The organism is Mesorhizobium sp. M7D.F.Ca.US.004.01.2.1, from assembly GCF_003997785.1.
Lineage (GTDB): Bacteria > Pseudomonadota > Alphaproteobacteria > Rhizobiales > Rhizobiaceae > Mesorhizobium > Mesorhizobium loti.
Map to the genome: position 1 here is coordinate 1 of NZ_RZRQ01000117.1, position 17309 is coordinate 17309.

The following is a 17309-nucleotide window of genomic DNA, read 5'->3' on the forward strand; positions in this document are numbered from 1 at the left end:
TCTTCGCCGCGAAAGCGCATGGCGGCGAATTCGAAGAACTCGCGCCCGAGCAGATAGCCGTTGACGATGAAGAAAGCGGCGATGTTGACGCCCGGCACCAGCAGAAGCAGCAGGGCCACGATGTTGCCGAGAATGACGACGCCAAGGAATCGCATCGACAGCACCAGCGAGCGCAGCACCGGCATGGCGCGGCCGGGCGGATCGCCGGGATAGTCGGTGCGCTCGACCACTTCGGCGATATCGTCAAGGAACAGGCCGGCGATAACAGCCGTCACCGGCGCGATGAGCAACGCCATGCCGAAGGCAAGCGCTATTGCCGCGACGATGCCGCCCAGCCACCCGGCCCAGGACGGCATGCCGGGCAACAGCGTCTGCAGCCAAGGCAGCGCCAGCCACTCAACGAGGCTGGTCAGGCCGAACCACAGGGCCACCAGCGCCAGCACGGTCAAGCCCAGCGTCTTGATGAACACGGCACGAAACGGAGACGAGAGCAGCTCGAGGGCCGCAGTACGGGCAGCGTCGAAAATCACCGTGCTTCAACCCCAGGTCAGCGGACGCCGCCGAAAGGCGGACGCCTCCGAGATAGGCAGCGCAGGTCGCGAGCACAAGCGCGGACAACTATCGCGCAAACGCTGGCTTGCGAACCGGGATGGTCATGGCAGCGACCCCGGCCACGACAAAACCCATACCCAGCCATGCCGTCGAGCCCAGGCTTTCGCCAAGGAAGAGGGCGCCGATGCCGACGCCGATCGGCACGCGCAGATAGGCCTGCGAGGTGGTGCCGACCGAGCCCAGCGTGTGGATGAGGCGGAAATAGATGACGAAGGCCAGCGCAGTGGAAAAGACCGACAGGCCGAGCAAGGCCAGGATCGACGCCGTCGATGGCGCCAGCGTCCACGGCTGGTCGAACACAAGACTGAGCGGCACGAGGATGATGGCGCCGCACAGCATCGAACCTGCGGCCGGCAGCATCGGATCGAGGCCCTTGAAGCCGCGGCCGAAAATGGCTGCGCCCGCATAGCAGATCGTTGCCGCGACGATTGCCAACTGCGCCCAAAGCTCGTGACCAAGGCCACCCAGCGCCTCGGTGCCGATGATGAGGCAGATGCCGGCAATGCCGGCGCCGACGCCAATCAGTTTGCGCAACGTGACCGGCTCATGGCGGGTGATGAGCGCGGTCAAAAGGAAGGTGAAGATCGGCGAGGTCGCGTTCAGGATCGTGGCGAGGCCGGCGTCGACCGAGCGTTCGGCCGCGGCGATCAAGGTGAACGGTACGACGCTGTTGAGGCATGCCTGGAAGGCAAAGCGGCGCCAGCTTGCCGCGTCGCCCGGCATGGTGAGCCCGCGCCAGCGGATGATGGCGAACAGGATGCCACCGGCGATCAGGGTGCGGGCGGCAATGAAGGTGACCGGCGGGATCGTCTCGACGCCGATCTTGATGAAGGTGTAGGAGGCGCCCCAGAGCACCGCCAGCACGGCGAGCAGCGCCAGGTCGGTGGTCAGGTCGTTTTTTGCAGGCCCGTTCTTTGTAGACATAGGGGGCTGGCTCGGCGTCGAAATGGGATCGTCTGAGCCATGCTTGTAGGCCGTGCGGCGATGAAATGCTTCGGCCACGGTCGAATTGTCATAGCGCCTCGCGGTTGGCGTGCACCAGGCGCACCGCCCCGCCGGCGGCGGCAGAAAATCGGTTGCCAATTTTCGGGGGTCATGCTGTAGACCCGCCCGGGCATGGCAAGAAGCCGGCTCGGGTTTTTGGCGGAGACATTGATGCCGAAATATGACGTGCTTTGCATCGGCAATGCCATTGTCGACATCATCGCCCAGTGCGACGAGGAATTCCTCGAGACCAATGGCATCATCAAGGGCGCGATGAACCTCATCGACACACAGCGCGCCGAGCTGCTCTACAGCCGCATGGGCCCGGCGATCGAAGCCTCCGGCGGCAGCGCCGGCAACACGGCGGCCGGCGTCGCAAGCTTCGGCGGCCGCGCTGCCTTCTTCGGCAAGGTCTCCAACGATGCGCTGGGCGAAATCTACGCCCACGACATCCACGCCCAGGGCGTCGCCTTCGACACCAGGCCGCTCAAGGGCGAGCCGCCGACGGCACGCTCGATGATCTTCGTCACCCCCGACGGCGAGCGCTCGATGAACACCTATCTCGGCGCCTGCGTCGAGCTTGGACCGGAGGACGTCGAGGCCGACAAGGCGTCTGGCGCCAAAGTCACCTATTTCGAAGGCTATCTGTGGGACCCGCCACGCGCCAAGGAAGCGATCCGCCAGACGGCGAAGCTGGCGCATGCGGCAGGCCGCGAAGTGTCCATGACACTGTCGGATTCGTTCTGCGTCGACCGCTACCGCGACGAATTCCTCGACTTGATGCGCTCGGGAACGGTCGACATCGTCTTTGCCAACAGCCACGAGATCAAGTCGCTCTATCAGACATCGTCATTCGACGAGGCGCTGGCGCAGATCCGCAAGGATTGCCGGATCGCCGCCGTGACCCGCTCGGAAAAGGGCTCAGTGATCGTGCGCGGCGACGAGACCGTGGTCATCAAGGCGACCGCCATCAAGGAGCTTGTCGATACGACGGGCGCCGGCGATCTCTATGCCGCCGGCTTCCTGCATGGCTACACGCAAGGCCGCGACCTGCAGACCTGCGGCGACCTTGGCTCACTAGCGGCCGGATTGGTGATCCAGCAGATCGGCCCCAGGCCACGGCAAAATTTGCGCCGCGAGGCTGAGCAGGCGGGGTTGCTTTAGGGGCATTTCCCGCCCTTGCGGCAGTTACTGCGAGGCTCCCCCTCATCCGGCCGCTCCGCGGCCACCTTCTCCCCGCTGGGGAGAAGAGGAAAGCGCCAGCGCCGGTAGCCTCCTCTCCCCTCGGGGAGAGGTCGCCCGAGCGAAGCGGAGGGCGGGTGAGGGGGAACGGCCGTCGCGCGGCTGTCACACACCGCACCTACACGCAATCTAGGCGCCCCGCGACTGACCTTTCGGAGCGCCTATAGTCAGTTGGGGTGTCAAGAAATGCGAGACAGCAAGCTGTCGGGCCGCTGCATCTGTTGCCGTTGCGATTTTCGCTTTCCGCTCTAGAAATTCAACAACCGGCCGCTTCTGTGGGAGGAGCGCGCGGCCCGGAAGACAGATGCATGAACAGATTTCAGATCCGGGGCCTCAAGCAGGACGACTTCGCGGATATGGTCGCGGAGGAGGTCGAACGCGCGCTTGCCCATTATGACGAGGCCATCAACAAGCCCACCATGGTCTCGGTCGGCAAGATCGCCGGCAGCATAGCGTCCGCCGTCACCTTGCTGTCGCCGAAGCACCAGCGCGCCATCGACACCATCCATGCCGACCTTCCCGGCCTGGCATCGAAATTCGTGCGCGCCCTGGCGGCGGAGGCCGCGCGCCGCAGCGAAGCCGGTATTGCTGGCGAGACAAATCCGCCGACGACCCTGTTGGCCGATGCCGAGCCCTCTTCGCTGCCAAAGTCCGACGATCTCGAATCGATGCTGATCGAGGACTGGGCGGGCCGCGTCGCCGGCTCGACCTATCTGGAAGAGAATTTGCGTATCGCCCGCTCGACGCTGCATCGCTGGCAACGGCGGGGCGAGGTCATCGCCTTGCGCAAGGGCGGCCGCAAACATGTCTTCCCGCTGGCGCAGTTCGTCGACGGCAGGCCGGTCACGGGCATTCGCGACGTGCTGTCCCTGATCAGCAACCCCAGACTGGCGTGGCTGTGGCTGACGCGCCCCTCGGCGCAGCTCGACGGCCGCGTTCCCGTCGACCTGCTCAGGCAGGATCAGGTCGACGAGGTCATCGAGGCGGCGCGTGCGTTCGCGCCGGACTAAAACTGATATGAGCCCCGCCGGCCGGAGCTATCCTTTCCTTTCCGCCAGCAAGCCAAGATAATGCTGCAGCACGGCGGCACCGGCGATCGACGTGACGTCGGCATGGTCATAGGCCGGCGCCACTTCGACGACATCGGCGCCGACGATATCAAGCGAGCCCAGCCGCCGCAGGATCATCAGCGCCTCGCGTGACGAAAGACCACCGGCGACCGGCGTGCCGGTGCCTGGGGCAAAGGCCGGGTCGAGACAGTCGATGTCGAAGGTCAGATAGGTCCTGGCATCGCCCACACGCGCCTTGATGCGCTCGACAACGCCGGCCACACCGAGCTCGGCGACATCTTCGCCATGCAGGATTTCAAGGCCGCAGGTGTCCGGCGCGTGGGTGCGGATGCCGACCTGGATCGAGCGCTCCGGCCTGATCAGGCCTTCGCTGACGGCCCTGGCGACGAACGAGCCATGGTCGATACGCTTCTCCTGGTCGAGCCAGGTGTCCTGATGGGCGTCGAACTGGACCAGCGCCAGCGGCCCATACTTCTTCGCATGCGCTCTGAGCAGCGGCCAGGTGACGTAGTGATCGCCGCCGATGGACAACAGCGTGACGCCGGCATCGACGACCTCGCCCGCCTGCGCCTCGATCTGCCATGGCGTCTCGTCATGCCGGCCGAAATCAAGGCCGCAATCGCCATAGTCGATGACCGCCAACCGTTCGAACGGATCTGCGCGGAAGGGATATTGCGGATCGCCTTCGAGGATGGCCGAGGCGCGCCGCACGCCTTGCGGACCGAAGCGGGCGCCCGGCCGGTTGGAGACGGCCGCATCGAACGGGATGCCCCACACGGCGACATCGACGCCGTCAAGGTTGCGGGTCAACCTGCGGCGCATGAAGGACAGGACGCCGCCATAGACCGGCTCGTGCGAACCCCCGTAAATGGTCTTGCCGAAAACGGCATTGTCGGTTTCGCGTGTGTGCGGCAATGATTTGAGCATATCGATCATCTTTTTGCTGGAGAGAGGTGTAGGGCCCGAGCAGGTCAGGATCAGTTCGTTCCGGTGATGAAGCCGGTCCATAGCCGGGTAACCAGGCGCAGCGATTTCTGATCGCGTGGTTGAGCGGCAAACAAATGTTTCATCGTCTCTTGCGAGATGTAGATGTCTGGATTGTCGCGAACGACCTCGTCGACCATCGGCGTCGCCGCCTTGACAGCGTTCGGGTAGAGCGTCGCATTGGTGAAGCGGGCGGCGACCCGCGGCGTGATCAGGAAATCCAGAAAGGCCTGGGCGTTTTCGGGGTGCGGCGCATCGACCGGAATGGTAACGACGTCGAAGAAGATTTCCGTGCCCTCCTTCGGGATGGAATAGCCGATATCGGCGCCGCTTTTGGCGTCCACCGCCTTGGTCGCCGCGCCGATCGCATCGCCACTCCAGCCAAGCGCCAGGCAGAGATCGCCGGCCGCCATCTCGCTCATGATCGAGCCCGATTTGAAATGCCTGATGTAAGGCTTGATCCCCGTGAGCAGATTGGCTGCCTTCCTGATCTCGCTCTCGTCGGTCGAGAACGGGTCGAAGCCGAGGTAGTTGAGTGCGATCGACATCACGCCTTCCGGCGAATCAACCATAGCGATGCCGCAATCCTGGAATTTTCGCGCCACCTCCGAATTGAAGACCATGTCGAGGCTGTTGACCGGGGCGTCCTTCATCCGCTCGGCGATCTTGGCCTTGTTGTAGATGATGCCTGTCGTGCCATAGGCATAGGGCACCGCATAGGCGTTGCCCGGATCCTGCCTGGCCAGGAAGGCCATGATGTCGGGATTGAGACCCGAGGCGTTGGGGAGGTTCGTCTCGTCGAGCTTCCGGATGGCGCCGGCTTTGATGTACTGGCCGACGATCGATGCGCCCGGCATGATCAGGTCATAGCCGGAGCCCCCGGTCAGCGCCTTGGTCGTGAGCATCTCGACGGCATCGAATGTGTCGTAGACGACCTTGATGCCGGTCTGTTTCTCGAAGTCAGCGATGGTGTCGGCGGGCACGTAATCGTACCAGAAGTAAATGTTGACAGTCTTGTCCTCGGCGGCGAGAGCATCGCCCGTCAAGGTGCAAACGGATAGGGCGAACATCGATGCGGCAAGGGTGGCAAGATGGCGCATGGCGCGGTCTCCCAAGGGGTCGGATCGCATGAGAATTGCCCGTTCGGCACGATCCGACAAACGGCATTTTTGTCGGTCATACTTGACAAAAACTCATCTCAAGCTTTGTCTTCGCCAATGAAGCTGCCTTCGTTGAATGCGATCCGAGCTTTCGAAGCGGCGGCGCGCCTGCACAGCTTCAAGGATGCCGCCGACGAGTTGCGGCTGACGCCCTCGGCGGTGAGCCGGCATATCCGGTCACTGGAACAGGCGCTGGGTATGGAGTTGTTCGAGCGTGGCATCCGACAGGTAACACTGGCGCCGAAAGCCACCCACTTTGCTCGCCGGCTATCCACCGCCTTCAGGTCGATCGAGGCTGCCACCGAAGAGATGGGCAGCCATGGCCGCCCCGATGCCGCCAAGCGCGCCTCGCTGTCGATCAACGCGACCTTCATGAACCTGTGGCTGGCCGACCGCCTGCCGCGCTTCCGCGCCGAGAATCCCGATTTCGAACTCGACGTGTCGATCCACGACGATCAGAGCCGGGGTGGCAATCCGAGTGCCGATCTGCGCGTGCTGTTCACCGCCGATGCCGGCAATGCAGACTATTTGCAGCTTGTGTCACTGGTGATCTTTCCCGTCTGCGCGCCGGCCCTGCTTGCCGGTCCGAATGCGCCAAGCCGGGTAGCCGATCTTGCCGGACAGAGGCTGCTGCACGAGAATACGACCGCCTGGTGGGAGGAATGGTTCGAGAAAGAAGGGCTGAAGGTCGACGCCAAATCCGGCCCGATCTTCCATGACCCGGCACTGGCCGTGCGCGAGGCGGTCAATGGCGGTGGTGTGGCGCTGGTCGACAACATCATGGCGCAGGATCTGCTGGCCAGCGGCCAGTTGGTGGCGCCGTTTCCGGTGCGGCACACGATTCCGGAAAGCTACTGCCTGCAGCAGAAGTCGGGCAATCGCGGTTCGGCCGGCATCAAGCAGTTCCGCGCGTGGCTGTTGGCGGAGATTGCCACCCACAAGCAGGCGATGGGTGTTGCGGCGCCATTTCCCTGGCGGTGACCAGCCGGTTGCGGCCGCTCTTTTTTCCGATGTACATCAGCCGGTCGGCGAGCGCGATCAGCGCTTCGGAATCGGCGGCCTCCGCCGGATACATGGCCACGCCAACGGTGCAGCCGACCTGGATGGCGCCAGTCGGCGTGGGAACCTTGATCCGCAACCTTTCCAGGATGCGTTCGGCGACGCGCACGGCCTTCTGCTGTGCCAGATCGGCGTCGCCCGAGAACAGGAAGGCGAACTCGTCGCCGCCAAGCCGGGCGACGAAATCGGCGCTGCGCAGGATCGAGCGAAGCTGGCTCGACACGCGCTGCAGCAGCGCATCGCCAGCCTCGTGGCCGAGCGTATCGTTGACTTCCTTGAACCGGTCGAGGTCGATGAACAGAAGGCCGGCCGCCTCGCCGGTGGCGCCGCAGCGGGCCACCACCGATTTGAGTTCGTCGTGGAAGGCGCGCCTGTTGGGCAAGTCGGTCAATGCGTCGTGGTTGGCCGAATGGTCGCTCTGCTGCTTCGCCAGTTCGATCTCGCGCTTTTGCGCCGAGAGTTCTTCGTTGGCTGTCTTCAGATCCAGCAGCAGCTGGGCGTTGAGGTCCTCGACGACCTTGCGGTCGCTGATGTCGACGACGAAGCCTTCGAGGAATTCGAGTTCGCCGGCATCGTCCCAGACACCGCCGCCGATCTCGCGGACCCAGAGCGACTCGCCGACCCGCGGCACGATGCGGTAGTCGACGTTCCAGTTGCAGCGCGCCTCGAGCGCGGCATCGACGGCCGCATAGACCGAGGGCAGGTCATCCGGATGGATGGCCGAGACATAGTCGCGCACCGCGTTGTGAATGAAATCGCTCGGTCGATAACCGCTGATGGTGAGAATGCCGTCGCTGATGTAGAGCATGGTGTAGGACGCATCGTTGCGGCAGCGGTAAAGGTAGCCGTCCATCCGGCCGGTGATGCTGAGAAGCGCATCCAGGCGCTCGTCGTGATAGGCCCCCTGGCCGACCACGGTTGCAGGACTCGTATCGTGCTTCTCGGCTGAAAATCCATGACGGTCACCACCCCAGTCTGTCCAAAATGCCGCTCTGGCACATCGACGACAGCTCTCTGGTATAACAACCGGATATTATCAATATCTTATGGATCGCGGTGATTTACCCGCAAATTCGGCTTGAATCGCAGGATTCCTGCGATCACACGTGTTCAGGCGGAATGGCGCGGCCGATTCCGTTCATGCCGCGCAAGGCCTTGCCTCGCTCGAAAAACGTTCGCGACTTTGCCGCCCCCAACGCGGACCGTTCGTCACGTCCCCGCCGTATACGCCGCGATCGCCGCCATATTGACGATATCGCTGTCCTTGGCATTCAGCGACACGATCTGAACCGGCTTGTTCAGCCCGACCAGCAGCGGGCCGATCACCGTCGAGCCGCCGAGTTCCTGTAGCATCTTGGTCGAGATCGAGGCGGAGTGGAACGCCGGCATGATCAGCACATTGGCCGGGCCGGTGAGCCGGATGAACGGGTATTGCGCCATGGCACGGGCGTTGAGCGCCACGTCGGCGGCCATTTCGCCGTCATACTCGAAATCGACGCGGCGCTTGTCGAGGATGCGCACGGCTTCCTGGACGCGTTCGGAGCGCTCGCCCTGCGGATGGCCGAAGGTCGAGTAGGCGAGCATGGCAAGCCTCGGCTCGTAGCCCATGCGGCGGGCGAAGCCCGCGGCTTCCTCGGCGATGTCGGCGATCTGCTCGGCGTTCGGCATGTCGTGCACGGCGGTGTCAGCGACCAGCACGGTCTTGCCCCGCGCCAGCACGATCGAGACGCCGATGACGCGGTGGCCGGGCTTCGCGTCGATGACGCGGCGGATATCGTCGAGCGCCGTAGAATAGTTGCGGGTGACGCCGGTGACGATGCCGTCGGCGTCACCCAGCGCCACCATGCAGGCGGCGAAGTGGTTGCGGTCGTTGTTGATCAGGCGCTGGCAGTCGCGGAACAGGAAGCCTTTGCGCTGCATTCGCTCGTAGAGATAGTCGGTGTAGATGCCGTTGCGGCGCGACAGCCTTGCATTGATGATCTCGATGCCTTGCTTGTTGAGATCGATGCCGGCGTGCTTGGCGTTTTCCTTGATGACGTCGTCGCGGCCAAGCAGGATGGCGGTGCCGAGCCGCTGGTTCACATAGGAGACGGCGGCGCGCATGACCTGTTCCTCCTCGCCCTCGGCGAAGACGATGCGCTTGGGCTGGCGGCGCACGCGGTCGTAGATGCGCTGCAGGGTCGAGGCGATCGGGTCGCGGCGGGCGGAGAGTTCCTGCGCGTAGCGGTCGAGATCGAGGATCGGCTTGCGGGCGACGCCAGAGTCCATAGCCGCCTTGGCCACCGCGATCGGGATGGCCGAGATCAGGCGCGGGTCGAACGGCACCGGGATGATGTAGTTGGGGCCGAATTTCGGCCGGTTGCCCTGGTAGGCGGCGGCGACATCATCGGGCACATCCTGGCGCGCAAGTGCCGCCAGCGCGCGGGCGGCGGCGATCTTCATGTCGTCATTGATGGTGGTCGCCCGCACATCCAGCGCGCCGCGGAAGATGTAGGGAAAGCCGAGCACATTGTTGACCTGGTTCGGGTAGTCCGAACGCCCGGTGGCCATGATGGCATCGGTGCGGATCTCGGCCACTTCCTCCGGCGTGATTTCCGGATCGGGATTGGCCATGGCGAAGATGATCGGGTTCTTGGCCATCGACTGCACCATGGCGGTGGTCAGCGCGCCCTTGGCGGAAAGGCCGAGGAAGACGTCGGCGCCGTCGAGTGCCTCGGCGAGGCTGCGCGCCTCTGTCTTCACCGCATGCGCCGACTTCCACTGGTTCATGCCTTCGGTGCGGCCCTGGAATACCACGCCCTTGGTGTCGCACAAAGTGATGTTTTCGGGCGCAAAGCCCATCGCCTTCATCAGCTCGATGCAAGCGATGCCGGCGGCACCGGCGCCGTTGCAGACCATTTTCGTGGTCTTCATGTCGCGCCCGGTGATCTCCAGCGCGTTGATCAGGCCGGCAGAGGATATGATCGCGGTGCCGTGCTGGTCGTCATGGAAGACCGGAATATCCATCAATTCGCGCAGGCGCTGCTCGATGATGAAGCATTCCGGCGCCTTGATGTCCTCGAGATTGATGCCGCCGAAGGAGGGCCCAAGGAAACGCACGCAGTTGATGAACTCGTCGGCGTCCTCGGTGTCGACCTCGAGATCGATGGAATCGACATCGGCGAAGCGCTTGAACAGCACCGCCTTGCCTTCCATCACCGGTTTCGAAGCCAGCGCGCCGAGGTTGCCCAGGCCGAGGATGGCGGTGCCGTTGGAGATGACGGCGACCATGTTGCCGCGCGTCGTGTAGTCGAAGGCGCGGCTGGGGTCTTCGGCGATGGCCAGAACCGGAACCGCGACACCAGGCGAATAGGCGAGGCTGAGGTCACGTTGCGTTGCCATCGGCTTGGTGGCGACGACCTCCAGCTTGCCGGGGCGGCCCATGGCGTGGAATTCGAGCGCTTCCTGCGCGCTGACGGACGGACCGGTGTTCTCGGTTTTCCTGGCCATGATGCTTTTGATTTCCTCGCCGGTGCAGCACCTCCTTGAGCGGGTGCTTTGTTTCGATCCGAATTAAGACCACGCGCCGCCGCGTGTAAACCGCCAGCGCGCGGGAATCGCGGATCGGATCGGCAATTGCGGGCAATCGGCCGTGTCGGTCGTCCCCCGTTTTTCGAAGCCTCGGCATTAAACCGCGCGATCACATCTGCTAGCGTGCCGCGCATGAACATGCACATTCCAAACGAGCCAGACGCCCCCGAGGCGATGACGCCGGTGCCCACCGCCCACGCCGGCGCCACGCCGATGATAGAGCAGTTTATCGAGATCAAGGCAGCGAACCCGGATTCGCTGCTGTTCTATCGCATGGGCGATTTCTACGAGCTGTTCTTCGATGATGCCGAGAAGGCGAGCCGGGCGCTGGGCATCGTGCTGACCAAGCGCGGCAAGTACCAAGGGCTCGACATTCCGATGTGCGGCGTGCCGGTGCATGCGGCCGACGATTATCTGCAGAAGCTGATCGGCCAGGGATTCCGCGTCGCCGTCTGCGAGCAGATCGAGGACCCGGCAGAGGCGAAGAAACGCGGCGGCAAATCGGTGGTGCGCCGCGACGTGGTGCGGCTGGTAACCCCTGGCACCATCACCGAGGACAAATTGCTGGCGCCCTCGGAATCGAGTTTCCTGATGGCGCTGGGACGGGTGAAGGGCGGAGCGGACCCAAGAGGCGGGGAGCGCGGCAGCGCGACAGGGAACCAAGGAAGTTTCGCGCTGGCCTGGATCGACATCTCGACCGGCGCCTTTCGCGTCACGGACACCACCGCCGACCGGCTGCTGGCCGACATCTTCCGTGTCGATCCGCGCGAATTGATCGTCGCCGAGCCGGTGTTCCACGATCCCGAACTAAAGCCAGTGTTCGACGTGCTCGGCCGCGTCGCCAGCCCGCAGCCGCCGTCACTGTTCGATTCGGCCTCGGCCACCGGACGCATCGCCCGTTTCTTCGATGTGGCGACGCCGGATAGCTTTGGCGCCTTTTCGCGCGCAGAACTGTCGGCGATCTCGGGCGCCATCGCCTATGTCGAGAAGACGCAGAAGGCCGAGCGCCCGCCGCTGTCGCGGCCGGAGCGCGAGGAGCAGGGCTCGACCCTGTTCATCGACCCGGCAACACGCGGCAATCTCGAACTGCTGCGCACACTGTCGGGCAGCCGCGAAGGCTCGCTGTTCAAGGCGATCGACCGCACGGTGACCGGCGGCGGCGCAAGACTGCTCGCCGACCGGCTGATGGCGCCGCTGACCGACCCGGCCGCGATCGGCGCCAGGCTGGACTCGGTGTCGTTCTTCCGCTCCGAGACGCGGCTCTGCCAGGCGGTGCGGTCGAGCCTGAAGAGCGTCGCCGACATGCCGCGCGCGCTGTCCAGGCTGGCGCTCAACCGGGGCGGTCCGCGCGACCTCGGCGCGCTGCGCGCCGGTTTCGAAGCGGCAGGTGCGATCGCTGAAATCTTTGCCGCGACCGCCCTGCCCCAGGAATTGACGGCCGCACTCGCCGCCATCCATGCGCTGCCCCAGGCGCTGGCCCAGCATCTGACGCAGGCGCTTGGCGACGAACTGCCGCTGCTCAAGCGCGACGGCGGCTTCGTGCGCGGCGGTTACCATGCCGATCTCGACGAGATGCGGGCGCTGCGCGACGAATCGCGAAAGGTGATCGCCGGGCTGGAACGCTCGCTGATCGACGAGACCGGCATCCGCTCGCTGAAGATCCGGCACAACAATGTGCTCGGCTACTACATCGAGGTGACCGCCAACCATCATGCGATCATGACCGGCAGCGATGGCGCCAAGGCCCGCTTCATCCACCGCCAGACCATGGCCAATGCCATGCGCTTCACCACGACCGAGCTTGCCGAACTCGAGACCAAGATCGCCAATGCCGCCGACCGGGCGCTCAGCATCGAGCTTGCCGCCTTCGACGCGCTGACGACGGAAGCGGTCGGCGAAGCGGAGAAGATCCGCGCCGGTGCGGATGCGCTGGCCGTGCTCGATGTCTCGGCCGCCCTCGCGCTTTTGTCCGAGAGCGAGGCCTGGTGCAGGCCAGTGGTGGATTCCAGCCTCGCCTTCGAGATTACGGGCGGCCGGCATCCGGTGGTCGAACAGGCCCTGCGCCGCTCCGGCGAAGGCCCATTCGTCGCCAATGATTGCGACCTGTCGCCGGAGGGCAGCGCCAAGAACGGCGCGATCTGGCTTCTGACCGGCCCCAACATGGGCGGTAAGTCGACGTTCCTGCGGCAGAACGCGCTGATCGCCATCCTGGCCCAGACCGGCTCGTTCGTGCCGGCGGCATCGGCCCATATCGGTGTCGTCGACCGGCTGTTCTCGCGTGTCGGCGCCTCGGACGACCTGGCGCGCGGCCGCTCGACCTTTATGGTCGAGATGGTCGAGACGGCGGCGATCCTCAACCAGGCCGGTGAGCGCGCACTGGTGATCCTCGACGAAATCGGCCGCGGCACCGCCACTTTCGACGGCCTGTCGATCGCGTGGGCGGCGGTCGAATATCTGCATGAGAAGAACCGCTGCCGGGCGATCTTCGCCACCCATTTCCACGAAATGACCTCGCTCGCCGGCAAGCTGGCGCGGCTGCATAACGTCACCATGCGGGTCAAGGAATGGGAAAACGACGTCGTCTTCCTGCACGAGGTCGGCAAGGGTGCCGCCGACCGCTCCTATGGCGTGCAGGTAGCGCGGCTGGCTGGCCTGCCGGAAGCCGTGGTCGACCGGGCCAAGGAAGTGCTGCACCAACTTGAGGAAGGCGAGGTTTCGGGCAAGACGAACCGGCTGGTCGACGACCTGCCGCTGTTTTCGGTGGCGGTGAAGCGGGAGGCGCCGAAGCCGGTGAAGAGTGATGCGCTGGGTGTGGCGCTGGGCGAGATCAATCCCGACGAGATGACGCCACGGGAGGCGCTGGAAGCGCTCTACCGATTGAAGGGCCTAACAACGAAACAATAGGACTCCCCTCAGTAACCCGGGCGTAAAACGACGTCCGGGCTTGACGGCAGCTGCTCGTTTGCTGCCGTTCCTACAAAGGTTCGAAGCGGAAGCCTCTTTCGGCTCGGAAAACCCGGCCGACACCCGGTGAATCGAGATGCGCACCTGCGACGTAGCAGCCGTTGTCGGCTGCAAGGGCCATTATCTGCAGCCGGCTTGCCCGTGCCTCCTCCTGGTCGGCGTCGAATTCCCACGTGATCTCCGGTCGATCGAATTGAAGCGACGGCACATGCACGATGTCGCCCCAGATCAACAGCGTTTCGTCCTCGCTCATGACGCGGAAGCAGGTGTGACCGACTTCATGGCCAGCGGCGGCGATCGTCTCGATATGAGCGCTGACGCGCTGTCCGGCGTCGAAAGGCTGGGCCCGGCTGTGGAAGCGTTCCAGCCTCGCCTCTGCCCGGAACATGCCGAGCTCGAGTCGCGGGACAAGCAGGCGCGTAAGTTGCGGGAAGCCATCCCGACCATCGGCAAGGATGAGCCCGTGGATATGATCGAGATGGGTGTGGGTGAAGGCAATTGTGCGTACCCGGTCGATGGCGATCTTCGCCTCGCGCAGCGCCTCGGGCAAATGCCCCATCGTCGGGTGCCAGGCGTTCGAAGCCCCTGTGTCGATCAGCGTGATGTCGTCGCCGTCATCGATGGCAAAGGCGTTGACGGATAGCCTGAGCGCGCCGTCAACGAGCGCTACCTGCGATGGCAGCTTATCGCCGAATACAATGTTTCCGGGCTGGCGCAGCCGCCTTATTGGCATGTCGACATAACCGTCGCGCAGCGACGTGACCGTCATGGCTCCGATTCTGTACGCCGTGTGCCGATGCCCGGCTGAAATTCGTTCCAATGCTTGCTCGCTATTTCCGAAAACTGGTTCCCGCTTCGGGATCATGCCTCTCTAGATCATCTCCAACCCACGTTTGCGCGCCGGCGGCGGGAAGGCGCGGTCGAGATCGGCGATGTCCTGTGGCGTAAGCTTGATGTCGAGCGCGGCGACATTCTGGCGGACATGTTCCTGGCTGCTTGCCTTCGGGATGGCGATGACGCCCTCCTGATGCATCACCCAGGCCAGGGCGATCTGTGCCGGGGTCGCATTGTGGCGGGCGGCGACGGCGTCGAGCCTGGCATTGCGCGCCAGCGCGCCCTGCTCGACCGGCGAATAGGCCATCAGCGGAATGCCGCGCTGCCGGCTCCAGGGCGCCAGGTCGAATTCAAGGCCACGCCGGACCAGATTGTAGAGCACCTGGTTGGTCTGGACATTGCCGCCATCGGACAAGCCGATCAGCTCTTCCATCTCGTCGGTGTCGAAATTGCTGACACCCCAGTGGCGGATCTTGCCGGCCTTTTTCAGGGCCTCGAAGGCCGCGACCGTCTCAGTCAGAGGCACGCTGCCGGGCCAATGCAGCAGATAGAGGTCGATGCGGTCGGTACGCAGGCGTTTCAGGCTGTTTTCGCAGGCGCGCTGCACGCCCGCGCGCGAAGCGTTTGACGGCAGCACTTTCGAGACCAGGAAGGTCTCGTCGCGGCGCCCGGCAATGGCCTCGGCCACCACCTCCTCGGCGCCGCCGCTGGCATACATTTCGGCGGTGTCGATCAGTGTGATGCCGAGGTCGAGGCCGAGCTTGAGAGCATTGACCTCATCGGTACGGCGGCTGATATCCTCGCCCATCTTCCATGTCCCCTGACCAAGCACCTGAACGGCTTCGCCAGAGGGCAGTTTGGTGGTTCTGATGATCGACGGCATGGCGGGCTCCAGTTGGGGCCGGATCGCATCACAGGCTGGGCGAGAAATCCAGAGGCGTTCTCGCCGCCTAGGCGATTGCCGAAAGTCTACTTCACCGGATGGGCGGCGAGCCAATCCTGCATCTGCTTGATCTCGGCTTCCTGCGCGGCGACGACGCCTTCGGCGAGCTTGCGGATTTCCGGGTCCTTGCCGTTGGCGAGCTCGACCTTGGCCATGTCGATAGCACCCTGATGGTGCGGGATCATGCCCTTGACGAAATCGACATCGGCATTGCCGGTGTATTCAGATGCCATCATGTCGGCATGCATCTTGTCCATCGCGGCTTTGTAGCCTTCGGTCGAAGGGCTGGTCGCGTCCGTCGCCATGGCGCCCATGTCGTGTTTCATCTCCTCGCTCTGTGCCGGGACGCTTTCGAGGAAGACGGCAAGCAGCATTCCGGCCGCCATCAGCAAAAGCACGAGTTTTTTAGCCAAGGTCATTCATGGTCTCCTGTTGGGTGGGTTTCGTATCTGGGGGCTTGGCTCAGAGTTTCAATGTTCTCAGCCGCAATGCGTTTGCGATCACCGACACCGAGGACAGGCTCATCGCCGCCGCCGCCAGCATCGGCGACAACAGCGTGCCGGTGAGCGGATAGAGCACACCGGCGGCGACCGGCACGCCAAGCACGTTGTAGAGGAAGGCAAAGAACAGGTTCTGGCGGATGTTGCGGATCGTCGCCTGCGCCAGCGTGCGCGCCCGCACGATGCCGTTGAGGTCGCCCTTGACCAAGGTGATGCCGGCGCTTTCGACGGCGACATCGGCGCCGGTGCCCATGGCGATGCCGACATCGGCGGCGGCAAGGGCGGGTGCATCGTTGACGCCGTCGCCGGCCATGGCGACGCCTTTGCCCGTGGCGCGCAGCTCGTCGACGAGGGCGGCCTTCTGCTCCGGCAACAGGCCGGCGCGAACCTCGTCGATGCCTAGGCTTCTGGCGATCGCCCTTGCCGTGCGTTCGTTGTCGCCGGTCGCCATGATGATCCGCAAGCCGCTGTCGTGCAGCGCCCTAATCGCCTCGGCGGTGGTCGCCTTGACCGGGTCGGCGACGGCGACGAGGCCGGCCAGTTTCTTGTCCACGACGACGAACATCGCCGTCTTGCCTTCGACCTGCAGCGCCTCGGCCTTGGCTGAGATGGGTGTGGTGTCGATGCCGAGATCAGCCATCATGGCGGCATTGCCGAGCGCGATTTTCTTTCCCGAGACCGAACCGGAAACGCCCTTGCCGGTGACTGCCTCGAAGCCGGAGGCCTCATTGATCTTCAGTCCGCGCGTCCCAGCGCCGTCAACGATGGCCTCAGCCAACGGATGCTCCGAGCCCTTCTCCAGACCCGCGGCGAGCGCCAGCAATTCGTCGTCGGAAAAACCGTTTGCCGCAACGACATCGGTCAGTTTCGGCCGGCCTTCGGTCAGCGTACCCGTCTTGTCGACGATCAGCGTGTCGACGGAGGCGAAGCGCTCGAGCGCCGCGGCCTCCTTGATCAGCACGCCGGCATGCGCCCCGCGCCCGGTGGCGGTCATGATCGACATCGGCGTGGCGAGGCCGAGCGCACAGGGGCAAGCGATGATCAGCACCGACACCGCCGAGACGATGGCAAAGATCAGGCTGGGCTCGGGTCCAAACACGGCCCAGGCGATGAAAGCGGCAATCGCGACAAGGACGACGGCCGGGACAAAGTAGAAAGAAACGCGATCGGCCAACCCTTGAATCGGGGCGCGGGAGCGCTGCGCCTTGGCGACGAGCTCGACAATGCGCGCCAGCGTCGTCTCGGCGCCGATCCGCTCGGCGCGCATGATCAGCGAACCTTGTCTGTTGAGCGTGCCGCCGGTCAGCGCATCGCCCTCGGTCTTCTCGACCGGCAACGGTTCGCCCGTGATCATCGATTCGTCGATCGAGGAGCGGCCTTCCAGCAC

14 protein-coding genes are annotated in these 17309 nt (G+C 64.4%); 4 read left to right on the plus strand and 10 right to left on the minus strand.

What is annotated here, in order from left to right:
* Together EN993_RS17515 and EN993_RS17520 are read right to left on the minus strand one after the other, a co-directional pair.
* On the minus strand, positions 1-530 hold a 530-nt coding region (locus EN993_RS17515; protein WP_127264363.1), incomplete at its 3' end, for a sulfate transporter family protein.
* 88 nt (positions 531-618) lie between these two features.
* Positions 619-1536: an EamA family transporter gene (locus EN993_RS17520; RefSeq protein WP_164757692.1), complete on the minus strand. Its 918-nt coding sequence runs from the start codon at positions 1534-1536 to the stop codon at positions 619-621.
* Positions 1537-1767: 231 nt separating this feature from the next.
* Here EN993_RS17520 and EN993_RS17525 point away from each other — a divergent pair, with 231 nt between their 5' ends.
* Entirely contained in the window at positions 1768-2760 is a 993-nt protein-coding gene (locus EN993_RS17525; RefSeq protein ID WP_127264365.1) for an adenosine kinase, read from the plus strand.
* A gap of 386 nt (positions 2761-3146) precedes the next feature.
* Positions 3147-3848, plus strand: a complete 702-nt coding sequence (locus EN993_RS17530; RefSeq protein ID WP_109666063.1) for an antitoxin Xre/MbcA/ParS toxin-binding domain-containing protein — start codon at positions 3147-3149, stop codon at positions 3846-3848.
* Positions 3849-3875: 27 nt separating this feature from the next.
* On the opposite strand, the gene speB is transcribed toward EN993_RS17530, so the two are convergent.
* Positions 3876-4835: an agmatinase gene (gene speB / locus EN993_RS17535; protein WP_127264367.1), complete on the minus strand. Its 960-nt coding sequence runs from the start codon at positions 4833-4835 to the stop codon at positions 3876-3878.
* Between the two features lie 50 nt (positions 4836-4885).
* Positions 4886-5992 (minus strand): polyamine ABC transporter substrate-binding protein, encoded by a 1107-nt coding sequence (locus EN993_RS17540; protein ID WP_164757693.1) that lies wholly within the window; start codon positions 5990-5992, stop codon positions 4886-4888.
* A 132-nt stretch (positions 5993-6124) separates the two neighbouring features.
* Between EN993_RS17540 and EN993_RS17545 the strand changes: the two genes are divergently transcribed.
* The gene (locus tag EN993_RS17545) at positions 6125-7033 is read left to right on the plus strand and encodes a LysR substrate-binding domain-containing protein (protein ID WP_245468870.1); all 909 of its coding nucleotides are present in this window, start codon (positions 6125-6127) and stop codon (positions 7031-7033) included.
* Here the strand turns inward: EN993_RS17545 and EN993_RS17550 are convergent.
* On the minus strand, positions 6948-8027 hold the full coding sequence (locus EN993_RS17550) for a sensor domain-containing diguanylate cyclase (protein ID WP_127264373.1): 1080 nt from the start codon (positions 8025-8027) through the stop codon (positions 6948-6950). The two genes, EN993_RS17545 and EN993_RS17550, sit on opposite strands and share 86 nt — an antisense overlap.
* A gap of 293 nt (positions 8028-8320) precedes the next feature.
* Entirely contained in the window at positions 8321-10600 is a 2280-nt protein-coding gene (locus EN993_RS17555; protein WP_109666055.1) for an NADP-dependent malic enzyme, read from the minus strand.
* Positions 10601-10813: 213 nt separating this feature from the next.
* Here EN993_RS17555 and mutS point away from each other — a divergent pair, with 213 nt between their 5' ends.
* On the plus strand, positions 10814-13585 hold the full coding sequence (gene mutS / locus EN993_RS17560; protein ID WP_127264375.1) for a DNA mismatch repair protein MutS: 2772 nt from the start codon (positions 10814-10816) through the stop codon (positions 13583-13585).
* 70 nt (positions 13586-13655) lie between these two features.
* On the opposite strand, the gene EN993_RS17565 is transcribed toward mutS, so the two are convergent.
* The 4 genes from EN993_RS17565 to EN993_RS17580 all read right to left on the minus strand — a co-directional run.
* Entirely contained in the window at positions 13656-14414 is a 759-nt protein-coding gene (locus EN993_RS17565) for an MBL fold metallo-hydrolase (protein WP_245468872.1), read from the minus strand.
* A 102-nt stretch (positions 14415-14516) separates the two neighbouring features.
* A complete protein-coding gene (locus EN993_RS17570; RefSeq protein ID WP_109666048.1) occupies positions 14517-15362 on the minus strand; it encodes an aldo/keto reductase in 846 nt (281 codons plus the stop codon).
* 86 nt (positions 15363-15448) lie between these two features.
* A complete protein-coding gene (locus tag EN993_RS17575; RefSeq protein WP_127264377.1) occupies positions 15449-15841 on the minus strand; it encodes a DUF305 domain-containing protein in 393 nt (130 codons plus the stop codon).
* Between the two features lie 43 nt (positions 15842-15884).
* Positions 15885-17309: copper-translocating P-type ATPase (locus EN993_RS17580; RefSeq protein WP_164757694.1), on the minus strand; the 1425-nt coding region annotated here is incomplete at its 5' end.

Coding starts and splice junctions, on each gene's coding strand:
- EN993_RS17555 (WP_109666055.1), bottom strand. CDS start 10,600: ATGGCCAGGAAAACCGAGAACACCGGTCCGTCCGTCAGCGCGCAGGAA.
- EN993_RS17530 (WP_109666063.1), top strand. CDS start 3,147: ATGAACAGATTTCAGATCCGGGGCCTCAAGCAGGACGACTTCGCGGAT.
- EN993_RS17520 (WP_164757692.1), bottom strand. CDS start 1,536: ATGTCTACAAAGAACGGGCCTGCAAAAAACGACCTGACCACCGACCTG.
- EN993_RS17565 (WP_245468872.1), bottom strand. CDS start 14,414: ATGACGGTCACGTCGCTGCGCGACGGTTATGTCGACATGCCAATAAGG.
- speB (WP_127264367.1), bottom strand. CDS start 4,835: ATGCTCAAATCATTGCCGCACACACGCGAAACCGACAATGCCGTTTTC.
- EN993_RS17575 (WP_127264377.1), bottom strand. CDS start 15,841: ATGACCTTGGCTAAAAAACTCGTGCTTTTGCTGATGGCGGCCGGAATG.
- mutS (WP_127264375.1), top strand. CDS start 10,814: ATGAACATGCACATTCCAAACGAGCCAGACGCCCCCGAGGCGATGACG.
- EN993_RS17540 (WP_164757693.1), bottom strand. CDS start 5,992: ATGCGCCATCTTGCCACCCTTGCCGCATCGATGTTCGCCCTATCCGTT.
- EN993_RS17570 (WP_109666048.1), bottom strand. CDS start 15,362: ATGCCGTCGATCATCAGAACCACCAAACTGCCCTCTGGCGAAGCCGTT.
- EN993_RS17525 (WP_127264365.1), top strand. CDS start 1,768: ATGCCGAAATATGACGTGCTTTGCATCGGCAATGCCATTGTCGACATC.